1 protein-coding gene (only partly in view) is annotated in these 26,885 nt (G+C 74.2%); it reads right to left on the minus strand.

The genetic code is table 11. The annotated features are described in order from the left end of the window. Nucleotides 1–26,885: the end of a lonely Cys domain-containing protein gene (locus OHS81_RS15840; RefSeq protein WP_328385408.1), read on the minus strand. Its footprint extends 35,659 nt past the window's final position; only the last 26,885 of its 62,544 coding nucleotides appear in the window; its start codon lies off the right edge, out of view; it ends in the stop codon at nucleotides 1–3.

Below are 26,885 nucleotides of genomic sequence, written 5' to 3' on the forward strand. Positions count from 1 at the left end.
TCACCGATTGTCGTCGGCGCCCTCCCGGAAGTGCGGGTTGGGGAGGTAGTCGCCGACGGGCACCCCGTTCTCCAGCCGTTGCGCGCCCTGGATGAAGCGGCGGTGGACGCCTCCGGGGAACAGCACCTCCCCCTGGTCGGGGAAGGGGGAAGCGAGGCCCAGAGTGGCGTTCACATCGATTCCGCCGGGAGCCTCGATGCCGAAGCGCCAACTACTGCCCTGAGAGGGGCCGGTGGACAGGTTCGCCGTCGCACTGACCCACGCCGAGGTGGACCGGTCATCGCCGTATACGTGGTCAATCGGATGGATCCATTCGTCTCCGCCCGGCCGCAGCCCCTCCTCGAAGACCCGTCGGGTCGACCAGGAGCTGAAGGTGTACAAGGGACCCGTGTGAGCGCGCCACTGGGCGGCGGCAAGCAGGTCGTCCGGCGGGAGCAGGAGAGGCGGCACCGCCGCAACAGTGGCCGGGTCGACCGGCGGCGTCGCGCTGACGGGGCCGGTGGCCGGCCAGGCGGCCGGCACCGGCAGGACACCCGAGTCGTTCGGGTCGCCCTCGGCGTCTTGTGCCAGGAGGATCATCCGCAGCCGGGAGGAGGCGACCAGGCCGCGGCCCGCCAAGTACCAGTCCCAGGCGGGGCCTTCACTGTACAGCCGCCCCTCCGCATCCGTCACCCGGCCGGCGGACGGCCCGGCCGGGTTGTACTCGCCGCGCAGCCCGAGCCCGGGCAGCTCGGCCACGAACAGGTGCAGGTCCGGATCGTGGTGTCCCTGGCCCCACACCGTGCTGCGCTCCGTGGAGATGACGAGCGGGGACGGGAACTGCTCCCGGGTGCCCGCGAAGCTCTCGTCGAACCAGCCGTCGACCGAGTACGGCACGCCCCGCGGGATCTGCGCGGCCCGCGCGGCCGGCCCGGCGGGCCGGGTGCGGTACCAGCCGCCCGCCGACCCGGTTGCCTGGTCCGGGAGGGCGGTGAGCCAACTCGGCTCGGCCGGGTCGCCCTCGGACAGCAGGACCGTGCCGCTGTAGCTGACCGCGGTCCGGTTCTCCCGCTCGGAGTACGCCCGCTGCTCCGCCCGCCGGGACTCTGTGCTCGGGCCGGCGGACAGCAGCGCGACCCACCGGTCCGGGTCGGCCCGGCGCAGTTCCGGGTCGGCGGCCAGCAGCGCGAACAGCTCCGCGTCGGAGAGCGACACCGTGCCGCCCGGCAGGCAAAGGACGTGGGCGCCGGTCGCGTCGTCGGTGCCGGTGTCGGTGTGCACGAAGTACGGCGGTGGTCCGCCGTGTCCGGCCCACGGGGCGAACTTCAGCTCGGTGGTGTTCCCGTGGGGCCCGGGTCGGACCGTGTACATCCGCAGCGGCTCCAGCCCGCCGGGCGTGCGCGTGCTGCCGTAGTTGCGGCCCTGGTGGTTCCCCTCGGAGTCCAGGAGCCGGGTGGCGTCCGAGAACGCGCCGAGCCTGCCCAGGTGCAGGAGCGCCACAACCGCCGGGTCGGCCGGGTCCTGCCCGGTGGCGACGGCCTGTTCCTGGAGTTCCGCCAATTCGGCGTACTTCTCCGCGTCCCACACGGTGTCCGGGGCGAGGTGCAGCGCCGCGCGGCCCAGCTCCTCCGCCGCGCGGACGTCCTCCTCCGGCGGCGTCACCACGATCTCCGGTACCGGCGACTCGTCCGGCGGCGGCGTCACCACGATCTCCGGCACGGACACGGGTTCCGGCTCGGGCTCCGGCTGCGGCTCGGGCTCGGGCTCGGGCTCGGGCTCCGACTCAGGCTCCGACTCAGGCTCGCCCTCCGGCTCCGGCTCCGGCTGCGGCTCGGGCGCCGGCGGCGCGGGCGGTACCGGTGCGTCGTCCGGCCCCCGCTCCGGCGGGGTGAAGGGCAGGTGGACCGGGCCGGCGGGGGTGCGCAGGACCAGGGTGACGGGGCGGCGGGCGAGGCCGGCGGCGTGGGCCGCGGCGCCCATGACAGCCGAGAGGCCTTCGGGGAGTTCGGCGCCCGCGGCCTCCCGTGCGTCGGCGAGCGTGCCGCCGTCCAGCAGGGCGGTACGCGCGCTGAGCAGCGCCCGCCGTGCCGCCGTCGGGACATCGCCGGGGTCGAGCCACACCTGCGGGGCCGTGTCCTCGTCGGTGAACGCGGCGGCGAGCTGTTCCCCGAAGAACTCGGGGTCCAGCACCCGGTCGGAGGCGTCGTGCGCGGCGAGGACGGCCGGGGCGTCGTAGACGTTGGGGGACGACCGGGGCGGCATCTGGGCAATGCCGAGACCGAGGACGTCCTCCAAGGTGGCCCGCGCCACGATGTTGCCGGTCACCCACCGGGTGCCCTCGGGACCGCTGACCTCCATGAGCACGTGCGCGGTCACCGTGAATCCGAGCACGCCGCTGTCGTCCTGTTCGTCGTCCTCGTTCTGCGACAGGCCCGTGCCGTACTTGATGATCTCGCGGCGGAAGCTGGTGACTCCGGTGGAGTGCCCCGTCGTGATGTTCTCGCCCGCGAGGGGGATCGAGCCGCTGAAGGTGTCCGCGTTCCCCTCGGTAAGCCCGCCGCTCAGCGGCACGTTCACGCCCGGTGAGTACGTCTGGCTGCCGGTGGACGAGGCGCTGCGGATGGTGGTGCGCATCCCCATCAGGGTGATGGAGCGGCCGGCGGACTCGGTCTGCGGACGGTAGAGGGTCAGCTGGACCGACGCGGAGCCGCCGGACGGCAGCTTGCCGGTGAAGCGGGAAGCCTGCGCCGGGGTCAGCGTGACCTTGCCGGAGCCGACGAGGTTGCCGATGCGGAGCATGGTGGCCTCGTGGGACTCCGAGGAGTTCGGCAGGCCCTCGCCGCGCAGGGCGGGGTCGACGGTGCGCAGCGCGTCGGCGAGTTGGTCCACCGCGTCGAAGTCGCCGACGATCAGCGTCTGCTCGGGCGTCCAACGGGCGGTGTCCGCCAGCGGATCCGGAGCCGGAGCCGGAGCTGGAGCTGGAACTGCTGTCGGGTCCGCCGTCGGGTCCGCGGCCGGCTCCGGGCGCGGGAGGGGCCGGATCTCGCGCGGGTCGCTCTCGTGGATCTGCGGGGCCAGCAGCTCGGGCGCGGCGGACCACTCCACGGTGCCGTCCTCGCGCTCGTACGGCGTCTCGCTCGCGGGGAAGCGCAGCTTGACGGTGACGGGCGTGCTGGAGACGGGGGTGCCGGACGGGGGCTCCCAGTCCGGCACGGCGGTCTCGGTGGTCGTGGCCGACTCGGCGGTCTCGCCCTCCGCGGCGGCGGACTCGCCTTCCGCGGCGACGACGGGCCGCTCGCCGGAGGCGGTCAGCGGGCCGAGGGGGATCCCGTCGCCGGAGGCGGTGGCCGGTGCGGGTAGCGTCCCCTCCTCCGGCAGCGTCTCCTCCGCCGGGGTACCCGACGCCCGGCCCAGGGCCCGCCCCAGCCGGCGCGGCACGCTCGTCATGCCGTCGGCCAGGGCGCTGATCAGCCCGCGCAGTCCGGTGGTCTCACTCGCCGACAGCGTGCCCGCGGCCAGCAGCTCGGTCAACTGCCCGAGCGAGACGACCTGGTTGACCAGGAAGCCCGGCACCGTGTCGGGCAGCCGCTGCGAGGAGGCGGCCACCCGGTACTCGTACTCCACATCGAACTGCGCGGACGGCGCGTAGGTGCGCAGCCACTGCTGGCGGTTGCGGGAGAGGGTGAGGGAGGTGGAGCGGGAGCTGTTCGAGGAGAAGGACGCCGAGGCCCCCGCGCTGCCCGTGTTGCCCGTTCCGGTCGCGACCGTGTAGCCGGCCGACGGGCTGAGGCCGAGGGTGAAGGTGCCCGACCGGGAGGCCGTGCGCGTCACCGAGCTCGGCGCCGAGGAGTAGATGACCTCCACACCCGACTTCGGGCGCAGCGCGCCGCGTACCTCACCCAGTTCGCGGTGCGGGGCCGGGCGGGCGTTGACCGCCAGCGTCACCAGGTACAGGCCTCCCCAGCCCTTGTGCACGAAGGTGATCGGCCGCTGCCACTTCTCGGTGCCGGTGCCGGCCAGTGCCCGCGTGCCGATGACCGAACCGACCTCCGCGATACGGGAGTCCAGGCCGTAGACCTGCGTACCGCTGCCCGGGGTGAGCGAACCGGGGGCCTCCCGCGTCGCCTCGGCGCCAAGCGCCTCGACGAACGCGTCCAGCGGACCGGCCGGGAGGGCTTCCGGCACGGTGGCGGGGCCCAGGGCCCGGCCCTTCGAGCGGACGAAGTACGGCGGGAGGAGCCGGTCCGGCTTCGGCACCGCGTGGGGGAGCCCGGCCAGCGCCGCCAGCCGCAGATCCTCCCGGACGTCGGTCTCGGAGACCCAGAAGACGACGCCGCCCGGCACCCGCTCCGCGCTGGTCCGGACACCGCGCGGACCGAATCCGACGGCGTTGGCCGGCGCGTTGCGGTAGCCCTGGGCCAGCGCGAAGACATAGGTGATGTCGGCGCGGAAGGCGTGCAGCGGTTCCCTGGCGTCGGCGTTCATCCGGTCGGTGAACACGCCGTCGGTGTCCGTCTCGCTCCACGACACCGAGAAGCTCTGAGTCCCGCTGCCCGCGACCGTGCCCGAGGCGTCCCCGACGGTGCGGGTGCCCGAACCGCTGAATCCGAGCTGCACGGTGCGCTTGCCGCTCCTGCCCCGCCAGGCCGAGTCGGTGGCGGTGACGTCGCTCTCCATCCAGTCCAGGTTGCCCCCGAAGTCCTCCCCCGGCGGGAGGCCGGGCCCCTCGTAGACCACGTCGTGCAGGTAGCCGCGCACCTCCCCCTGGGTGTCGGTGCCCAGCAGGGAGCCGGCCGCCCCGGCGTCGAAGGCGTAGACGCCGCGCAGGATCTGGTGGGACCGGGCGAAGACGACGGTGCTGGACAGGGCGGCCCGGCCGGCCTCCTGGGCAGGGCTCTCCGGGTGCGTCAGGGACTCGCCGAGCGTGACGTCCTTCAGCCACTGGGCGGGCTGGGTGACGAACGACGGCAGCATCCGGCCCACCTGGCTGCCGTGCTCGGCGGTCCAGTTCAGGATCCGGGCCAGCGCCCCGGGCTCGGCGTCGCCCCCGGGGAGGCCGCCCGCCAGGAGCTGCTGGAACGCCGTGAACAGCTCGGCGCTGCCGAACGCCACCGTGACGTGCGCGGCGGCCGGGAGCAGCAGGGCCTCCTGCGGCCGGTTGCCCTCCTCGTCCGGCTGCATCCGGGCCAGCCGGTAGTCCTCGTCGGTGGCGGGCCGGCTGGTGGGCGCGGGAAGCGGGGCCGGCCGCTCGGCGAGGGTGCGGGCCAGCGGGAGGGTCACCGCGAGGTTCCCGTTGCGCGGGGCGGACGTCCACACGGGCTCGGTGCCCCGTCCGAAGTAGAGCTCCGCGGAGTGGGTGACCGGGATGTCGAACTGGGCGAGGCCGGTCTGGGGGTACAAGAGCATGTCCAGGCCGAACCCGGAGGAGGAGCCGGCCGTGTGCGCGCGCTGCCCGCCGATCGAGGCGCTGGAGGGGATGCCGCCCTTCATCGTGGTGTCGCCGGAGACCGGGCCGTGAGCCTCACCGGAGAAGTCACCGGACAGTGTGTGCGTGGAGGTGACCGACTCGCCGCTCGCCGTCGACATGCCGTTGCCGGTCAGCGAGGACCAGTTCGGGAAGTTCCTGCGGTGGCGGGGGTAGGTGCCCTCCTGCGGCTTGGCCCGCACCACCGCGCAGGCCCGCCAGCTGTCGTACTCGAAGGGCAGGTCGAAGTAGATCGCGTGACCCGCGCCCACCATGTCCCGCGAGGCGCAGCGCAGCCCGATCTGCGAGCGGGCCAGGGACAGCGCGCGCTGGTTGGCCGCCCAGGCCTGGAGAATCTTCTTGCGGCCCACCTCGTCCATCCAGGACAGCGACCGGCGTTCGGCCGGGGGCAGCAGATGGAAGGTGCGCAGCTGCGTCTCCAGCTCCTCGAACTGCTCGTCGGTACCGGTGATTTCGAGCGGCGTGGCGAACATCCCGAACGAGCGCAGCTCCAGCGTCTCCGGCGGCAGGTGCCGCTCCTGGCCCGGCAGGACCGGGACGCCGTCGACCTCGGCCCGGCTCGGCACCCGCAGGAGGTGGCCCGCGGGCCGGCTGAAGGTGAACGGATCGGTGCGGCCCCCCTCGGGGAAGACCAGTACGACCTCGAACTCGATGTCCGCCTCCACCAGGAGCTGCGGGTTCTCGCTGACGAGACCGAACCAGTCGTAGGCCGTCCCGCCCGAGTGGAAGGCGTGGTCGCGCTGGTACTGGTAGGCGCCGGAGAAGGCCGGGCCGCCGCCGACGCCCGAGCCGCCGGGGTCCGCGAAGGCGGGGGCGAGCGAGAAGCCCGGCTTCACGGCGTTGGACACCGTGTGGGAGTTCTTGGGGCCCACCGTGTAGAACACGCTGTTCTCCAGCACCACGTTCTTCGACCTGGCCAGCACATCGGGGTTCAGCCACGTCAGCCGCGCCCTGACCTCCATGAAGGCCAGCGGGTCTCCGGCGCGGTCCTGCAGCACCGGTGACGGGTAGGCGTTGGCCAGCATCAGCGGCAGCCCGGCACGCTGGTTGTTCTCCGAAAGGAATTCGCTCAGCTCCTCCGCCGACTCCGGCGACAACCGGCGCAGATGCGGGCGCAGTTCATCGGCCGCGACGATCGCGTCGTGCAGCGCGGCCGGGTCGCGCACGGTGTCCGTGCGCATCGGCAGCACTCCGCCGGTGAGGGTCTGCGGATCGGCCGGCAGCTCCTCCGCCGACGCGAAGAGCGGGCCGAACGGGCGCGGCTCCGGGTCCTGGGTGAGGTAGTCCGGGAACAACGCGGCGAGCCGGCCGGGGGCGGGCTCGGGCACGATGCCGTCCCAGCCGTCGTCTTCGGCCGCCTCGTCGGTCTCGGGGGCGGGGTCGGGGACGGGGGCGGGGTCGGGGACGGGGGCGGGGGCGGGGGCAGGGTGCGCGCCATCGAGCGGTTCGACCTTGATCTGCGACGCCATGCCGTAGTCGTAGGCGCGCGACGATTCGGCGGCGAAGGCCAGCGCGGACATCGCCATGTAGTCCCGCACCACCGTCACCGAGGTGGCTTCCTGGTTGTGCGTGAACGTCAGCTTCGGGGTGAATCCCAGGGACGCCAGCCCGGGGATCCCCGAGCCGTTGACCGCCCAGGTGCGGCCGTAGGAGAGCGGGATGCTCCGCACCGTCTGCCGTCCGCTGGTGTCACTGGACGTGACGGTGGTCTTGTTCCGCTCCTCGATCTGGATCCGCTGCCCCTCGGGCACGTCGGGGGCCATCGCGGGCGCGGGCCGGGCATCCCCGAGATCGAGCCGCCACGTCACCCGGTACCAGCGACCCCGGTAGGTCACGATCCGGACCATGCCCTTGGCGCTCAGCACATACGGCAGCGCCTCCAGCACCGCGTCCTGGGCGAACTCGGCCGCCACCTCCTTCTCCAGCGCCGCGCTGCCGCGCCGGTCCTGCGCCTCCAGGTCCTCGGCCGTCGCGCCCACGACCGCCTGGTGCCGGGCGCGGACGGCGGCGCCGATGCCGGCGTGCAGCCACTGAAGCGTCTCGTCCGGGAACGGCATGACGTGCACCGAGCCCAGGAGCCCGCGGTGCCCGTGGCCCAAGTCCGCGACGAGGGCGGAGGGGGCGTCGGACTCAGGGTCGCTGTCCGGGGCGTGGTCCGAGTCGCCATCCGGGTCGTCGTCCGGGTCACTGTCCGGGTCGCCATCCGGGTCGTCGTCCGGGTCACTGTCCGGGTCGTCGTCCGGGTCGTCGTCCGGGTCGCTGTCCGGATCCGAGTCGGGCGCCGGTTCCGTGTGCTGCTCGGCGGGCGGTGACGTGGGGTCGGGGGCGGACGGGTCCTCGGGCGCGGACTCGGAAGCGGGCCCGGACCCGGACCCCGGCGCGGACTCGTCGCGCGGCCCGTCGCCGTCCTCCACCGTCGCGGGGGCGGCGGACTCGCGTACGGGCGGCGGCACGGACAGGGAGGACACCTCCGGGACCGGGAAGGGCGGTCGGGGACGCGCGGTCTCCCAGCCCTCGTCGGCCGGCGCCGGCGTTCCCGCGCCGTCCGTGCCGTCCGTGCCGGGGCGGAACGTGAGGACCGGCAACCCGCTGTCGCCCACGCCGGACAGGTCCGTCGGCACCCTCGTGAACAGCACCTTCCGGCCGAGCCTGCCGGCGGCCCGCTGCGCCACCAGGGCGACGGACGGGTTGACCTGCGACAGGCTCAGCACGACGGGAGTGGCCGGCTTCCACAGCAGCAGCTTGCGATCGGCGGCCAGCATCTCCAGCCAGGTGTCCACCGACACCCACTGCTCCACTCCGGCCACCTCGATCCGGACGAGGTCCGGGTCCGTCGGGTGCAGGGCGGCGCCCGCCAGGAAGGGGCACGGTCCGCCCGTCCAGGGCGCGTCCTCCAGTCCGGCGGACGTACGGATCCGGGACAGGTCGACGCGCTGGGGCCGCGGGCCCGGCCGAAGGTCCCGCCCGCAGCAGTCGAACCCGCGCCCGCTCTCCGCCACCCGCTCCAAGGTGGCCGGCTCGGAGACGGTCAGTACCAGTGAGTCGCCGTCCTGCGCGCCGAGCCGCTCCAGGCGGTGGGCGGCGACCGCGTCCGGGTTGGACCCGTCCCAGCCGGCCGCGTACGCGTACGTGAAGTCCCTCCGCAGCTCCGCGTGCGGCGCGTCGTCCGGTTCGGCGGCCGGGTCGATGCCGAGCACCTTCGGCAGCAGCGCGTCGGCGTCGAGCCCCGCCAACGTCTCCTCGGCCTTGACCCGCGCCCAGAACATCCGCGAGCGCTCCGCGTCCGTCACCGCGTCCCGGTCCGTCCGCAGGGCCTCGGCCGCCTCCCCCGCCAGGTCCGCACCGCTCGCCCAGACGGCCGCCCGGTCCACCGCGTCCGGGAGCCCCGGCACGAAGTCCCGCAGCGACGTGCCCGCCGGCTGCCGCCCGGCCGCCGCCAGCACCGCCCGGTACGCACCCTGGTCCGCATCCGCGCCACCCTCCGGCCGGGCCGCCACCACCCGGTGGAACATGTCCAACGTGAACCGGCCCAGCCCCGCGAACCGGTCGTCGGCCCGCCACATGTCATCCAGCGCGGCGAAGCCCCGCAACAACTCCTCGTAGCCGCCCTGCCGCGCCGCCTCGGCCAGCGCCTTGACGTTCCAGCCGAACACCAGCCGCAACGCCCGCACCCCGCGCAACACCCGCAACCGGACCTCGGCCGACGCCTCACCCGAACCGTCATGCCGGCCGACCACCTCGGCCAACCGGTCCAACTCGGCGCCCTTGGGCTCCGGCAGGAAGATCAGCCACCGGCCGCGCCGGCCCCAGGGATCCGTGTGCAGGATGCGGACCCACCTGCCGTCCGGCAGCTGAGCGCCGGTCTGCGGACGATTGGGGGTGCGCACCGCGCGGTCGTCGTTGTTCGCCCTCCGCTGCCCGACGGGAACGTGCGTGAGCGGATCCGGTACGAACGCCTCCTCGTCGGCCCACAGGTACTTGCGCGGCGGAACCGACCGGTCCTCGTAGGCGCCCGGCCGGCAGCCCGCGATGTCGGTCCAGCCGTCGGGGTTCGCGGTCACGCTCGGCCGCCGGCCCCACCGGCGCAGCTCCTCCGTCCCGGACACCTCCCGCGGCCCCTCCAGCCCGGCGAGGAGCAGGCCGCGCTGGTTGGCGTGCAGGTCCTCGTAGTACGCGTCGCGCTCGTCGCCGGGAGCCGGCACGGAGAGCTCCTCCGAGACATCGTCGGCGTTCAGGTCGAGGTGCACGAACGTCCTGGCCTCGCGCAGGTGGCGGCCCAGCTCCTCGTACCCCTCCTCGACCAGGTCCGCGTCCGTGTGGGAGCCGCGGCCGAACTGCTCGCCGGTCCCGGGGTCGATGAGGGCCCGGGTGAGCACGTCGCGGAACTCGGCCATCGGGTCGCCGTTCCGCGGGTCGCGGCCCATACCGGGCGGGTTGGGGATCCAGTCGCCCTGCGGCTTCGACGGCCGGTGCTCGACCTGGAGGGTGACTGCCTTGCCGGGCTGCACCCGCAGCGCCACCTCGCCACTGTGGGCCAGCACCAGCAGACCGGTCCGGTCCGCGAGCCACCGCGGCCAGTCCAGCAGCCCGTCGCCGGCGAGCGGGATCGCCAGCACGATCCGGGTGCCCGGCGGCAGCTCCAGGCGCCGCACGTCGGCGGTCACCAGCTCGATGAACTCCTCGAAGTCGACGAGCACTTCCCGCCCGCCGACACCGCCCGGCCGCACGACGAGCTTGCCGGCCCGCACGTCGGCCGCCACGGCGTAGGGGCGCGGCACGGGCTTCGGGTCCGCCTGCCGGCCGGCGGCGCGGTGCTTCCCCGTCACATGGACCGGGATGCCGTCCAGGTCCAGTTCGACGACCTCGGACTCGCTGAAGTTCAGGCCGGGGACGCGGACGCCGCCCATCGTGAAGTACCGGCCGTCGCCCGTCGAGGCGCGCAGTTCGTCCAGGTGGAAGGCGGCCAGCGCGGCCAGGCTCGTCGCCCGCCCCGCCGCCCGAGCGCGCTCCACCAGGTCGAACAGCTCGGCACGCTGCGGCACGTCCACCGGCGTGTCCTGGCCCAGGTGCAGGATCTGCCGCGCCGACGCGTCCAGGTCCAGCGGCTGTCCGTCCAGCCGCCGGTCCTGCCCGTGCAGCACGTCCAGCAGCTCCACGGCCGCCGGGGTGCCGTCGCTGGTCGGCGACTTCGCCTCGGTGTCCGCCGGTTCGGTGTCTGCCGGGGTGGTGTCCGCCGGGGCGGGCGGCTCCGGTTCCGTGTCCGCCGGGGCGGGCAACTCCGGCTCGCTGTCCGCCGGAGCGGGCGTTTCCGGCGCGGCGTCCATCGGCTCCGGGTCCGGCTCGGCGTCCATCGGCTCCGGCTCCGGCTCGGCGTCCATCGGCTCCGGCAGGAGTACCGGCAGGGGCGCGACGGTCATCACCGTGGCGGCCGTCGACGGGTCGGGCAGCGGTGCCGATACGGGCAGCGGGTCCGGTACCGCGAGCGGGGCGTCCTGCGGCTGGGCCGGGGTGCGGGGCGCGCTGCGGTTCCAGGCCGGCGGGGTGTCCGGATCCGCCGGCGAGGGCCGCAGGGTGAGCACGGAGCTGCCGTCCCGCCCGGTGGGCTCCAGGCCGGTCGACGCGGCCGTCGACCAGACGCCGCGGCCGAGCAGTTGGGCGAGGTCGTCGGCCAGGCCGGGCGCCAGCCGGTCCAGCTCGGGGATGTCCAGCACGACATCGACGGCCAGGTCCATGGCCAGCAGGGCGGGGTCCGCGGCGAGCAGGTGGGGGATCTCGCTGTGCGGTGCCCGGTGCGTCGTCCCGTCCGGCAGGGTCAGCAGGAGGTAGCGCCGGTCGGCCGGGTCCAGCGTGCCGCGGACCAGGGTGGGCATCCGGCGGCGCCACTCGTCCTTGTGCGGGTACGGCCACGGAGCCGGCTGCCGTGCGCCGTCCACCTCGACGGTCGCCAGGTCCGCCACCGGCAGGGTCCGCAGGCCGGTGAAGTCCCGCCCCCGGCCGGTCTCGTCCCCGGTGCCGAGCGTGCCCGAGGCGGTGCCGTCGCCCAGCATTCCGGCCTGTTCGAGGTGGTAGGCGGCGGCCACGTCCGGGTCGGTGGCGGCGCGGCCCTCGGCGAACGCCCAGGTGAGCACCCGGCGCAGCTCCTCCTCGCGGGCCGCGTCCACGTCCTGGTCCGGGCCCAGGTGCAGCACCTTCCGGGCGAGCGCGGGGAGGTCCGCGCCGGCCAGCGCGTCGTACGTCTTCACCCGCGCCCAGAACATCCAGGAGCGCAGGTCCGCCCCGGTGTAGGCGGTCTCCGGGGTCCGGGCGGTCAGCGCGTCGGCGCCCGCCTCGCGCAGCCACTGGACGGTCCGCGCCACCGCCGGCATCGGGGCGAACCCGTCCAGCAGGGTGCCCGGCGCGGCGCGCCGGGCGGCGGCCAGCACGGCGCGGTAGCCGTCCTGGTCCACGCCCTGCCGGCCGTCCGGGTGTGCGGCCACCGCCCGTTGGAACGCGTCCAGGGTGAACGGGCCCATCCCGGACAGCGCCGGGTCGTCCCGCCACATCCGCTCCAGGGCCGCGGCGCCGCGCAGCAGGTCACGGAAGTCCGCGGCGTCCTGCACATCGCGGCCGAAGGTGATCTTCAACGCCCGTACCAGCCGCAGCGTGCGCACCCGCGCCGCGTCGGAGGCCGGCCAGGGGCCCCGGTGCAGCCCGGCCACCCGCGCCAGCCGGCCCAACTCGGCCGACCGCGGCTCCGGTCGGAAGTACCGCCACCGGGTGCGCCGTCCCTGCGCGTCCGTGTAGAGGGCGTGCACGTACCGGCCCGCGTCGTTCCGCATCGGGGCGTGGATGTGGTCCGGGGCCCGCACCGGGAGCCGGCAGGCGTTGGCGACCGGCTGGCCCGCCGGGACGTCCCGGAGCGGGTCGACGACGAACGGCACTCCGGCGGCCTCGCCCCGGCCCATCCGGCCCCGGCCGCCGTCGAGGTCGAGCGGTGTCCCGCCCCAGCAGGCCACCAGGCTGATCCAGCGGACCCGGGAGCGGCGCAGCAGCCGGCCGGCCCAGGTCTCCGTCTCTCCCTCGCCGAGGAGCCAGTACGTACCGTCCCGCATCGCCTGGAGGAGGCGCCCCGGCAGGCCGTGCCCGAACAGGTGCGCGGCCTTCTCCTCCGAGTCCTCCGGCGTCGGGCCCGCCAGCGGGAATTCCTCGGATATCTCGTTCGTGGCCGGGTTGTAGTGCACGAACGCCGGCTGCTGTGCCAGTTGGCGGCTGAACTCCTCCCGGGGTCCCGCCAGTTCCGCTGCCGAAAAGAAGGAGCTGCCGATCCGCCGGTGGTCCCGCGTGTCGACCGCGGGGCGCAGGTACGTCTCCCGGTGCCAGTCCGGCCCGTCCTCCGCGGGCTCGGACGGACGGGGGGAATCGACGGCCAGCCAGTCGCCCTCCGGCTGCCCTTCCTGGTGCACCACACGGATCACATCGGAGCCGGCGCGGAAGTCCACCAGGCCGCTGTGCACCCACACCGTGCGGTCCGTGAGGTGCGCGAACAGCTCGATCAGTGCCAGGTCGGCCTCGTCCGCGACGGAGGTGGGCCACACGATCGGGACGTCCCGGCCCAGGCCCTCCCGGGCCAGGTCCGCGCGCATCACGACGGCGGCCTCCTCGACGCTCTGCTCCCGCACCGAGCCGTCCGGCAGCCGCATCCGTACCAGCCCGTCCCGCAGGGCGGCGGAGACGGGGTAGACCGGCCCGCGCCACGGGGCCGGCTGGTGGCCGGCCCCGCCCACCAGCGAGCCGTCGGCCGACCGGCGCAGGATGTCGAACTCGGCGGCGTCGAACTCGGCGACCTCCTGCTCCCCCCAGTTCAGGCCCGGGATCCGCTGCCCCTGGTGGGTGAAGTGCCGCACCCGGTCCCCGGCGGCCACCCCCAACCGCTCCAGGACACCCGGCTGCCGCAGATGGAAGGCCGCCAACTCCCCCGTCGACCGCGCCTGACCGGCCGCCCGCGCCTGCCCCACCAGGGTGTAGAGCGCGCCGAGCACCGCGAGGTCCACCACGGCGTCCGGAGCCAGGTGCAGCACCTGGCGCGCCTGCTCCTCGGGCGTCATCCGGGGCCGGCCGAGCCGGTCGGCCTCCCGCGCCGCCAGCGCGCCCAGCGTCCGCCGCGCCTCCGCGACCGACGGGCCGGACACGTTGACCACGGTGTGCCGCCGCGCGCCGTCGGTGCGCGGCGGTACGGCGGCGGCCCGTCCGCCGCCGTACCGGGCCCGCACGGTCACATCCGCCGCCCGCAGCGGCACCTGACTGGCCGTCAGGCCCGCCTGGAGGGCGGCCAGTTCCCGGTCCAGCGCCCGGTTGAAGACGGCGGCCACCGCCGCGGCCCGCGCCGTGCCGACCCGCTCGGCCCACCACTTGGTGCCGGGCAGCCCGTCGCTGTAGCCGACGATGTCGACCTCCTGGGGCGCCACCCCCAGCTTCCGGTGCGACAGGGCGACCCGCGCCACCCGGCGGGCCGACTGCTCGATCGACGCCCACTCCTTGCGCGCCGGCTGGGTGGATGACCGCCAGAACGGTACGAACGTCGCCGAGGAGCGGGCGGGAAGAGCGGGCGCCGTTCCCGTGCCGCGCGTCGGCGCGGTGACCGGGGCCGCGAGCACCGGCTTGGCGACGGCCGGGACCGGTGCGGCGCTCGACACCGGTGACGGCTGGGCGCTCAGGGCGGACTTGAGAGGGGGAGCGGAGGGGCGCCGCACAGCCGCATCCGGCTCGGAGCCCGGCTCGGAGTCCGGCTCGGAGTCCGGCTCGGAGCCGGCGTACCCCGAGTCCTCGGTCGCCTCGGAGTACTCGGTCAGCTCGGAGGAATCGGTCAGCTCGGAGGACTCGGTCGCCACGGAGCCGGCGTACCCGGAGTCCGAGTACGCCCCCTCCGAGGTGACCGAGGCCGAGTCGTCCGGGTCCGAGAGGTCGGAAACGTCAGAGGCATCAGAGACGTCAAAGGCGTCCGCTTCGAAGACGTCCGCGGCGAAGACGTCCGACGCGGAGACACCGGACCCCAGCGCGGCGCGCACCGCGGCGCGGTCGGCGGAACGGGACACCGGCGGCGGGACGGAAACGGAGTACGCCGCCGGAGAGTTGTGGTGTCGGGGCCCCGTCCTTCCCCAGGCGTCGGCGGTCGGTGCGGGCGTTCCCGGGTGGCCCTTCTTCAGTTCGAGCAGCGAGCGTCCGTCTGGTCCCCCCTTGACCAGTTCCACCGGCAGGCTCGTCCACCACACGCCCCGGCCCAGCCGGTCGGCCAGCCGCTGCACCAGGAGGGGAGCAAGCCTGCCCAGCTCCGACAGGGCCAGCACGACGTCGACGTCCCTCGGACGCCCCTTCAGGAGGCGGTCGGCGGCCACCAGCTCGACGAACGCGTCGAGCGTGACCCGCCACTCCCTCCCGCCCACGTGCACCTTGATGCGGCCGGGGTCGAGCGGGTCCGGGGTGGCCACAATCAGGTGGGGGCACTGTGCTGGGCCACTCTTCGGATCCGTGGGCTGCCACTTGGCGCGCTCCGGCCCGCTCGGAGTCCGGATCCAGGACAGATCCACTTCCCGGTGCTCATCGGCCGGCCCGAAGTTCCGCCCGTCGCCGAGGGATGTTCCCAGGACGGTGTCCTGCAGGCTGTCCGAGCCCATCGCGCCGTCGATCTCCAGCTCGTGCGCGGCCACCACGGCGGGGTTGGAGGCATCGCGTCCGGCAGCGTAGGCGACGGTGAAGGCCTGCCACATCTCTTCGCGCAGGAAGTCGTCGGGTACCAGCCGTGGGTTGAGGTTGAGCACGCCGGCGATCAGACCGTCCGGATCCACTCCGGACGCGCGCAGTGTCTCCTCCGCCTTGACCCGGGCCCAGAACATCCGCGAGCGCTCGGGGGCACCCACCGCGGTCTGGCTCACGGCCAGGGCGTAGGAGGTGTCCTCGTCCAGGTTCACCTTCCCCCGCCACGCCAGGGCAGCGTCCACCGCCGGAAGGGTCACGAAGCCGGCGAGCGTGGTGCCGGGCCCGGCCGCCGCGGCCTGGGCCAGAACCGCCCGGTACGCGGCCTGCCTGGCGTCGGGGCCGCCCTCGGGGCGGGCCGCCACCACCCGCCGCAGCAGGTCCATCGTGAACGGGCCCAGGCCGTCGAACCGGTCGTCCGCCCGCCACATGTCGTCCAGCGCCGCGATGCCGCGCAGCAGGCCGAGGTACTCCGCCTCCGTGGACGTCCGCTCGATGTCCCAGCCGAACGTCAGCCGCAGCGCCCGGACCGCGCGCAGCGTCCGCTCCCGCGCCTGCGTCCGCGCCTCGTCCGTGTCGGCGAGCCAGCCCACCTCGGCGGCCAAACGGTCCAGCTCGGGGTCCTCGGGCTCCGGCAGGAAGATCATCCACTCTCCCGGCCGCCCCCAGGCATCCGTGTTCAGGTACCGGACGTACTTGCCGTTGATCCTCGTCAGCCCCTGGGAGCGGTTGGCGGAGCGCACCCCGAGGCGGGTGAGGTTCGCGATGCGCTGCCCGTGCGGGACCACCGCCAGCGGATCCGGGACGAAGCTCCCCTCGACAAAGTGGGTGAGGTCGCGTATCCGCGGCATGGACGAGTCCTGGAACGCACCGGCCGAGCACCCCCCGATCGACAACCAGGTGCCGGAGATGCTCTTGCGCCGGTACCAGTCCCGCAGGGGCTGGTCCTCGGAGAGCTGCAGGTCGCTGCCGTCGTCCCGTGGCAGAGCTTGTCCCTGAGGGGAGGCGTGGGTGTCCTCCTGGAAGGCGTCGCTCTCCTTGCCGGGCGCCGGCAGCGGCAACTCAGCCGAGAGTTCCCCGGTCAGGGGGTTGCGGTGAACGAACGTCGTGATCTGGTCCAGATAACGGCCCTGGTCCTCGAACTCGAAGTCGACCAAGTCCTCGACAGAGTGCGCGGAGCGGCCGATCTGCAAGCCGGTCCGCTCACTGATGATGGCGTGGGTCAGTACGTCACGGAATTCGGCCAGCGGGTCGCCGTCCCGCGGGTCCCACGCCATACCCGGCCGACTCGCTGCCCAGTCACCCGTTCGTTCCCTCCACCGGTACACCACGTCCACGGTGCTCGCGGCGCCGGGCCGCATGCAGAGCGCCGCCTCACCGGTGTGCGCCCAGACCGTCCGTCCGGTCCGGTCCGCCAGCAGCCTGGGCAGATCCATCAGCCCGTCAGCGGCCTCGGCGAAGGCGAGCACGATCGGGTTGGCGGCGGGCAGCTCCGCCAGCGCCGGATCGGCCGCCACCAGCTCGGCGAACTCCTCGATGTCCAGCTGGTGCGACGACCCGTCCGGCAGCCGTGCCTGGATCCCGTCGGACGAGCCGACACCCGTCACCACGTAGGGCCGCTGCCAGGAGTCGCTCCCCCACGGAACGGTCCGCCCCGGCAGCTCCTGCCACGAGTCCGTGCCGTCCGCCGACTGCCGGTGGACGAAATGGCGGGTGGTGTCCAGCTCCAGGACCTCGGACGCCGGGGCCCAGTTCAGGCCGGGTACCCGGACCTTGTCCTTGGTGAAGTGCCGGGCCCGGTCGCCCGCCACCGTGCCGCGCTCCACCAGATCGAAGGCCGCCAGCGCCGCGAAGCCCCGCGTCATGCCCGCCTTCCGGGCCCGGAGGACCAGCGCGAAGAACCTCTCGCGCACCGCCGCGTCCACGACCGCGCCCTCGCCCAGGTGCAGCACCCGGCGGGCGAGCGCCGGGATGTCCAGCGGCTTGCCGTCCCACCGCCGGTCCTCCCCGCGCAGCACGTCCAGGAACTCCACCGCCTCCGCGTCCGCCTCCTGCCAGACCTGAAGGGTGGCGTGCCGGTCCTTCGCCTCCCGCAGATCCGCCCGCTCCGGCGCGGTCGCCGCCCAGGTGCGGTCCGAGACACTCGCCTTGCTCCGCGTCCGGACCCTGAAGTGCTTGGCCTTCAGACGCTCCTCGGCCGGCAGGTCCTGCTGAAGGTCCCGCAGCTCCAGAGCCAGGCGCCGCATGAACGTCCGGAAGGTCCGCTGCGCACGCTGCTCACCGGACTGCCGAGCGTCCGCCTCCCAGTCCTGGCCGGGACCGCCGCGCACGGTGTCGGCGCCGTAGCCGCTGATGTCGATCTCCGGCAGCGACACACCCAGCCGCCGGTTGCGCAGCCCCGCCCAGGCCACCTGCTCCGCCAGCCGCCCCACCGTGTCCTCGTCGCCATCGGTGAACACCGCGGTGAAGGGAACGAACGGCACCAGCGTCGCGTACGGCAGAGCCGGCAGCGGCGCCTCGACCGGCTCCGCGACCGGCTCCGCGACCGGCGAGGACGGCACGGGTGAAGCCGGTGCCGACGGCACGGGCGAAGCCGGCGACGGCGTGGGGGAACCCTCCGCCCCCACCCCGGGCATCGGCTGCCCGGAGGTGGAACGAGCCAGCACCCGGGCCCGGTCGCGGGTCCGGGCACGGGCGCGGGCGCGCCGGTCGGCGGCGGTGCGCCCGCCGTCCGGGGCCGCGGCCCGGGTCCGGAGCTGTCCGGCGGAACCGCCGGTCCGGTCGGCGGGCGCGGCGGAGTCGGGCCGGTCGAACGGCGCGGCGCCACCCGGCCGCGGGACCTCCGCCGGGTCCTCGGGGTCCTTCGGCCGGGCCTGCTGCCAGCCGCTGTTCCGCAGCGTCGGTCCGGAGTCGGAGTCGGAGTCGGAGTCGGAGTCGGAACTCGAGTCCGTGTCGGAGTCCGGCTCGGGACCGGGATCGAAGTCCAGCGTCAGCACCCGCACGCCGTTGATGTCCTGCTTCGACGTGCCCACCTCGAAATCGGTCCAGAAGACGGTCCGCCCCAGCCGCTGCGCGATCTGCTGGGCCAGTCCGGGCGCCCGCCGGCCCAGGTGCGATATCGCGAGGACCACCGGGACGTCCAGCGGCTGCCGGCGCAGCTGAGGGTCGACGGCCAGCAGTTCGACCAGTTCGCCGACGGGGACGCGGTCCGTTTCACCGTCCAAGGTCAGGGACACGAAACCCGGGTCGGCCGGGTCGAGTTCGGCGCGCACCAGGGCGGGGACGGGCCTGTTCTTCGTTCCCGTCCTCTTGCCCGCTCCGCTCCACGGCGTCGCCTTCGACCCGGCGCGGGTCTCGATCCGCGCGAGATTCACCTTCGCCGGCTTCTCTCCGCCGGTGAAGTCGCGCCCCTCGGCCGTGTCCGGGCCCATGAGTGTGCTCAGGGCCGTGCCGTCATCCAGCAGGCCGGTCCTCTCCAGGTGCAGGGCGCCCACCACGTCCGGGCCCGTCACCTCACGGCCCTGGGCGAAGGCGATGGTGTAGAGGGAGCGCAGGGCGGCGTGGTCGGCGCCCTTCCCGGTACTCGCGTCGGACAGGTGCAGCACCTTCGCGGCGAGCCGGTTGCGCTCCGCACCGGGTGCGGGCAGTGCCTCGGCGGTCTTCACCGCCGCCCAGAAGACCCGCGACCGGTCGGCGTCGCTCACCGCGTCCGGACCGGGCAGTTCGAGGATGTCCACGACTCCGGCCGCCAGGTCCACGTTCCGTGCCCAGGCCAGGGCCTCTTCCACGGCCGGGAGCGAGACGAAATCGCGTATCCGGGTGCCCGGCGCGGCGTCCCGGGCCGCGGCCAGCACCGCACGGAAAGCGGCGTCGTCCGGATTCTGCCCACCGGCCGGGTGCGCGGCCACCACCCGCCGGAACAGGTCCATCGTGAACCTCCCCAGCCCCGCGAACCGGTCGTCGGCCAGCCACATCCCGTCCAGCGCGGCGACCCCGCGCAGCAGGTCCTCGTAGTCCTTCCCGTACTCCACCCGGTACCCGAACGCCAACCGCAGCGCCCGCACCGCCCGCAGCGTCCGCACCCGCACCTCCTCCGGAGCAGGGCCCGTGCCCGCGTGCCAGCCGACCACCGCCGCCAGCCGGTCCAACACCCGCTCCGACGGCTCCGGACGGAAGATGTCCCACCATCCCCGGCGGCCCTGGGCGTCACCGATCATCGCCCGCCGGTACCTCCGCAGCAGCTTCGTGCCCCTCGTCGCCTGCATGAGGTACGAGACCCGGGTGACCATTCCCAACCCGTTGGCGATCTGCTGCCCAAAGCTGATCGTGTCGAGCACATCGGCGACGAAGGGCCCGGAGTAGGAGTCGTTCAAGAAGTGGGGGTCGACGGCGTCGTCCTCCAGTGCCCCGGCATAACAGAGCACCAGGTCCAGCCACTTCTGCGCGGGGCGCCCCGTGCCACCCCGCTCGGGGGGCACGGGGAGAAGGGGCGCGGTCAGGCTCTTGCGCCGCTTGAGCCAGCGCACGAACCCCCGCCTCAACCGCTTGCTCCCGCCCCCCTCCATGGGGACCGTGACGCCGCCCGGTTCCGCGTGGGCGTCCAGGGCGTACGGGTCGCCGAAGGGCTCCTCGCCCGGGCCCGGTTCGGGCCGCGGCAACGGCCGCTCGACGGAGACGCCGCCGGTCGCGGGGTTGACGTGGACGTACGTGGTCATCTGGTCCAAGTACGAGCTGTGCTGCGTGAGCGTGAAATCGTCTTCCTTGTGCAGTGAGCGCCCGATGTGCTTCCCGGTCAGGGCGCTGATGATGGCCCGGGTGAGCACCTTGGGGTACCAGTCCGCAGGGGCGTCGTCGGGGTCGGGCGCCATCCCGGGCGGGTTCTCGATCCAGTCGCCCCGCCGCGTCCCGGGGGAGAAGATCTGGACCTCGCCCACCCCGTCCTTGCCGGTACCGAGCCGTGCCTCGCCGCTGTACGCCCACACCGTCCTGCCGGTGCGGTCCGCGAGCGTGCGCGGCAGGTCCAGGGTGCGGTCTCCGGCGAACGGGATCGCCAGCACGATCGGCGTCCCCTCCGGCAGTCCGCGCCGCTGGGTGTCCGCGGCCACCAGCTCGACGAACTCCTCGATGTCCAGTGTCAGCTCGGAGTCGTCCGGCAGCCGGACCACCACCCGGTCGTACCGCCCCTCGGCCGCCACCACGTACGGCGTCGTGCCCGTCGGCCACTTGGCCGGGAGCGCGTACAGGGAGTCCTTGGTGCCGGGCACGCGGACGCCGACGGCGCCCGGCCGCAGTTCCTGGACCTGCACGCCCGACCAGTTGAGCCCCGGGACCCGGGTCTCGTCCACCGTGAAGTGCGTGGTCCGGTCGTCGTCGAGCAGCCCGAGCCGCTCCAGGTGGAAGGCGCCCAGTGCCCCCAGGCTCCCCGCCCGGTCCGCCGCCCGCGCCGCCTCGGTGAGCGCGAACAGTTCCTCCCGCGCGGCGGTGTCCACCGGCGCGCCGTCCGGCAGGTGCAGCACCCTGCGCGCCACCGCCGCCAGGGTGAAGTCGCCGCCGCGCAGCCGCGCGTCCCGCCGCCGCAGCGCGTCCAGCAGGTCCCGCAGTTCCAGGCGCGGCGGAACGGCGACGCGCACCGCGGCCTGCGGGCTCGCCGCCGCGCCACCCGTTCCGGCGGCCGGCGCGGCGGGGGCGCTCTCCTCGTGCCCCTCCCAGTCGATGCTGAAGTCCGAGACCCGCAACGGTGTCGCGTCCGTGGTGAGCCTGCGCTGGAGCCGCTTCAGCTCCTTGTCCAGGCCGCGGGTGAACTCCTCGTACACGGCCTCCGCACGACGCTCCGCCACGGATGTCCGGCCGGAGGCACCCGCGCCGTAGCCGTGGACGGTGACCGACGGCAGCGGAAGCGCCTCGCCCCGCGCCCGGATGCCGAGCGCGGCCACCTGGCCGACCAGCTTCCGGATCCCGTCCCGCTCCACCGCGGTCAGCTCGGTCCGGTCCGACGCCGGGTCCGCGAACAGCGTGGGGAGCAGCGAGGGAACGTCCGCCGCCGGGTCCGCGGACGGCGCGGCGGCCTGGTCGGTGACCGGCCGGGTGTGGACCGGCCTGGTGTGCACCGGCCTGGTGTGCACCGGGAGGACGGTCGAGGTGCTGGACGGACCGTCCTGCGGTCCGGGAGCGCGCGCGGTGTCCGCCGCCCGGCGCAGATAGGGGCCGGACTCGTCGTCGGACGTGTCGTCGGACTCGACGTCGGACGTGTCCGGGGTCCCGTCGTCGGATGTGGCGGTGGTGCCGGTGTCCGACAGCACGGAGAACACGTCGTCGGACATGACCGAGGAGGCGTCGTCCGGGGTGGCGTCGGTTCCCGCGTCGGATACGACGGAGCGTCCGTCGTCCGCCGTCCCGGCGTCCGTATCGCTGTCCGAGTCGATGTCCGTCTCGAAGTCCGAGTCCGCGTCGAAGACGTCCGCCGCGTACGCATCCGCCGCGGACACGCCCCCCAGGGCGGCGCGCACGGCGGCGCGCGCCGCGGCGGACGGGTCCGGGTCCGGGGACGGGGCGGGGGCGGAGTCGGCGGCACGGCCGCCGGAGTGCGGCACGGGGGGCGCTACCGCGAGCGAGGCTCCCGCCTGCCCAACGGATCGGGGCAGCCTCCGCCGCCAGCCTCCGTTCGGCGGCACCGTCGAGCCGGGCGGGGCGTGCACGGTGAGCACCGGCAGTCCGCTGTCGCCCTTCTCGGACAGGTCCACGTCGTATTCCGTCCACCACACCGTCCGGGCGAGCCGGTCGGCGAACCGCCGCGCCACCTTCTTGGCGTTCGAACCCAGCCCGTCCAGGCACAGCACGAGGGGAACGTCCGGCCCCTGCTTCATGAACTCGCGGTCGGCCGCAAGCAGTTCGAGGAAGACGTCGAGCGGTGCGTCGTGGTCCGTCCCGTTCAGCCGTACCCGGACGACGTCCGGGTCCCGCGGGTCCACGGCCGCCCGCACCAGAAGAGGGCTCGGGGACGATGCCGCATGGTCCTTCGGGCTGGTCCAGCTCACCTTGCCGAGCCCCCACGGCGTGTGGACCTGGGACAGGTCGACACGGTCGGGCTTCGGACCCGGCCCGAAGTCCCGCCCCGGGCTGTCGTACAGGTCGGCGGAGAACGTGGCCTCCGGCTGTCCCGACTGCTCGTTGTCCTCCCGCTCCCTCTTCAGCGCCGTCAAGGTCTCGGCGGTGTAGGCCGCCCTCAGCAGGGTGTCCTCGCTCTGGGCGCCGATCCGCTCCAGGCGGTGGGCGGCGACCACGTCGGGGTCGGACCCGTCCCAGCCGGCCGCGTACGCGTAGGTGAAGGCCGTCGTCACCTGCGCGCGCAGCGCGTCGTTCGGGTCGATGGCCGGGTCGATGCCGAGCACCTTCGGCAGCAGCGCGTCGGCGTCGAGCCCCGCCAACGTCTCCTCGGCCTTGACCCGCGCCCAGAACATCCGCGAGCGCTCCGCGTCCGTCACCGCGTCCCGGTCCGTCCGCAGGGCCTCGGCCGCCTCCCCCGCCAGGTCCGCACCGCTCGCCCAGGCGACCGCCCGGTCCACCGCGTCCGGGAGCCCCGGCACGAAGTCCCGCAGCGACGTGCCCGCCGGCTCGGCCGCCGCCAGCACCGCCCGGTACGCACCCTGGTCCGCATCCGCGCCACCCTCCGGCCGGGCCGCCACCACCCGGTGGAACATGTCCAACGTGAACCGGCCCAGCCCCGCGAACCGGTCGTCGGCCCGCCACATGTCATCCAGCGCGGCGAAGCCCCGCAACAACTCCTCGTAGCCGCCCTGCCGCGCCGCCTCCGCCTGCGCCTTGACATTCCAGCCGAACACCAGCCGCAACGCCCGCACCCCGCGCAACACCCGCAACCGGACCTCGGCCGACGCCTCACCCGAACCGTCATGCCAGCCGACCACCTCGGCCAACCGGTCCAACTCGGCGCCCTTGGGCTCCGGCAGGAAGATGACGATCCGGCCCTCCCGGCCCCAGAAGTCGGTGAACAGCACCCGGACGCGGCGGCCGTTCACCGTGTCGAGGGTGTCCATGCAGGTGGTGGCACGTACCGGCTGCTCGTTGTCGTTCGCGACACGCTGCCCGTAGGGGAGCTGTGCGAGCGGGTCCGCGGTGAACTTGCCCTCGTTCGTGCGGGAATCGGCCGTGCTCGGCACGGAGACGTCCCGGTAGTCACCCGTCGCGCATCCCTGGATGTCCATCCAGGGGCGGGGCCGCTCCAGCACGCTCTTGCGCCGGTGCCACCGCTTCTGGGGCTCGCGCCCGAACAGCGCCCGCGAATCACCGTTGCGCAGCGCGAGGTGCGGCCCCCGCGGATCAGCGTGGAAGTCCTCGAAGAACGCGTCGCTCAGCGGGCCGGGCGCCGGCATGGTGAACGGTGCCGAGTACGTGTGGGTGACGGGGTTGTAGTGCACTGCCTCCGTGATCGTGTCGAGGTGGCGGCTCGCCTCCTCGAAGCCGTTGTCGACGAGGTCCTTGCGGTGGAAGGAGCGGCGCCCGATCTGCTCGCCCGTCCGGTCGCTGATGATGGCCTGGGTCTGCACGTCCCGGAACTCGGCCATCGGGTCTCCCCGCAGCGGGTCGAGCGCCAGACCCGGCCGGCTGGGAATCCACTCGCCCTTCCGCTCCCCCTTCCGGCGGACGACGAGCGCCGTGGACACCGTGCCGTCCGGCTGGGCCAGCCCCACCTCGGCGCTGTGGGCGAACACCGTCATCCCGGTCCGGTGCGCCAGCAGGCGCGGCCCGTCCAGCAGCCCGTCGCCGGCGAACGGGATCGCCAGCACGATCGGAGTGCCCCGGCGCAGCTTCTGGCGCCGCACGTCGAGCGCCACCAGCTCGGCGAACTCCTCGAAGTCGATGAGCACTTCGCGGCCGTCGTCCGGCCGCACCACGTACTTGCCGTCGCGCATGTCGCCCGCCACGACGTAGGCCTGCGGGGTCTTCCGCCACGGGACACCCGACCAGTGCTCCGTGTAGGTGGTGCTGCTGTCCAGGTCGCGCGTCCGCAACCGGGTGGTGTCCAGGCCGGTGACGGACTTCTCGCTCCAGTTCAGGCCGTAGGTCCGGTTCGTGCTCATCCCCTGGGTGAAGTGCCGCTTCCGACGGGGCGCCAGGACGCCCAGCGTCCGCTCCAGGTGGAAGACGGCCAGCGCCGCCATGCTCGTCGCCCGTCCCGCTTCCCGGGCGTCCCAGCACAGCGCGTACAGCTCGGCGCGCTGTTCCGCGCTCACCTCCGCGTCCTCGGTCAGGTGCAGGATGCGCCGCGTCGCCGCGTCCAGGTCCAGCGGCCTGCCGTCCAGCCGCCGGTCCTGCCCGCGCAGCTTGTCCAGCGTCTCCACCGCCGCCGTTTCCGGGTCGTACAGGAACTCCAGCGTCGCCTGCCGCTCGATGTCCGCGGCCCCGGCCGTGCCCGCCAGCGCGGCGATCACCGGGTCGCCCTCCGGCAGCCGCACCTGGCCGGTGGCGCGCGTCACGAAGTCGGAGGCGTGCAGGCGCAGTTCCGCGGGCACGCCGGACTGCCGGTCCGCCAGCTCGTCGTCGAGCTCCGCCAGGAATTCGTCCTGCGCGGCCTCCGCGCGCTCGGTGCCGAGCCGGAGCGCGCTCCGCATCCGGTTCCGGTCGCTGTCGCGCGGCGCGTCCGCCCCGTATCCGGTGAAGTGGAGGTCCGGCAGGGACACTCCCAGCGCGCGGTTGCGCAACCCGGTCTCGGCCACCCGGACGATCAGCCGCTGGAGGTCCAGCGAGTCCGCGGGGGTGTCCGACCCCGCGGCGAACGGCACCAGCGTCACCTCCGGCAGCGGCTGCACCGGCTTGGCGGCCACCGGCTCGGTGTGCGGCGCGGAGGCCGGGCGCGCGGCGGTGCCGGTCATCTCCAGGCCCGGCATCGACTGGCCGGCCCCGGACCGGGCCATGACCCACTTCCGGGCCGCATCCTTCCGGGCGGCATCCAGAACTCCGGGGTCCGGCCGGGAGGATGCGGAGGACACGGAGGACATCGACGATATGGAGGACATCGACGACACGGATGCCGACGACGACACGGACAACGAACGGGACAGGCGGTACGAGACCGAGGATTCCGACGCGGTGGACGCGGTGTCGGACCAGGCCGAGTCCGTGCGCCCACGGTCCGCCAGGCGCGTCGGCGCGTCCGCCCTCATCGCCATGGCGATGACCCGTGTCGCGGCGACGTTCCGCGGGCCGGGGTCGGCGGGGCGCGCGGAGCTGAACTCGCTGTCCGTGTCCGACGCGGTGTCCGTGTCGGCCCCGGTGTCCAGGTCGGCCGCGCTGGCGACGTCGGCGCCGACGGCCGGGCGCATGCCGGCCCTCTGGCCACTCGCGCCGGCTGCTGCCGGAGCGGACGGAGCCGCCTCGCCCGGCAGCGGCGCATGCTCGGGCACCGGGTCCGGTATGGAGCCCGGGGATTCCACCGGCTCGGCCGGGTCTTCGGGCTGGCTCTCGGTCCACGTGACGCCGGACGACGTGCCCGAAGCGGCGGCCCGGTCCCGCACGCCGAGCACCGAGCTGCCCTGCCGGCCGCCCTTGCGCAGCTTGGTCCGCAGGGCCGTCGACCACACGTGCCGGCCGAGCCGCTGGGCGAGGCGCCGCGCCATGCCGGGCGCCAGCCGGTCCAGCTCCGGGATGTCCAGCACGACGTCGACCCGCAGCGAGGACCGCCGGAAGACGACGTCCTTCAGGTTCTGCAGCACCGGGTCCTCGGCGAGCAGTTCGATGAACTCCCGCTGCGTCACCCGCCAGGTACGGCCCCGGGCGACGAGGAGCAGATGGTTCGGGTCGGCCGGATCCAGCTTGGCCCGTACCAGGTAGGGGTCCGGGCGCGAGCTCTTCACACCCTCGGTCAGCCACGGCGCCTCCGACGGCCGGCCGTCGGACCCGCTGTAGGCGAGATCCACCACCGGGCGGGGCGACTCGCCGGTGAAGTCCCGGCCCTTCCGTGCTGCGCGCACGAGGTCCAGCGTGCTCAAGGAGGTGTCGGAACCCAGCAGCTTGACGTGCTGGAGGTGGTACGCGGCCGCCACATCGGGATCGGCCGCGTCGCGCCCCTCGGCGAACGCCCGGGTCAGCGTCCAGCGCAGCTCCTCCAGCCGCGCCTCGTCCACGGTCTCGGCGGACTCCAGGTGGAGCACCCTCCGGGCCAGCGCCACCGCGTCCGTACCGTCCCGGCCCAGCACGTCGTACGCCTTGACCCGCGCCCAGAACACCCGCAGCAACTGAGTCTCTCCGGGCCGGTCCTTCTCCAGCACCTCCCGGATCACCTCGTCCGGGTCCCTGCCGTCCAGCCACCGGAGAGCGGCCTCCACCGCCGGCATCGTCACGAACGCGGTCAGCCCGGTGCCCGGAGCGGCCTGGGTGGCGGCGGCCAGTACCTGGCGATAGCCGACCTGGTCCACGCCCTTCCGGCCGTCCGGGTGCGCGGCGACCGCCCGCTGGAAGGCATCCAGCGTGAAGAGCCCCGCCCCACGCAGGCTCGGGTCGTCGCGCCACATCCGCTCCAGCGCCGCGGCCCCCCGCAGCAGTTCCGCGAAGTCCTCGACATCCTCATCCTCCACATCCCGGCCGAACGTGATCTTCAGCGCCCGCACCAGAATCAGCACCCGCTCCTGCGAATGGGCCCGCCACATCTCGGTGTCGGTGCGCATGCCCAGCTCGGCCG

The organism is Streptomyces sp. NBC_00400 (genome assembly GCF_036048035.1).
Taxonomy (GTDB): Bacteria; Actinomycetota; Actinomycetes; order Streptomycetales; family Streptomycetaceae; genus Streptomyces.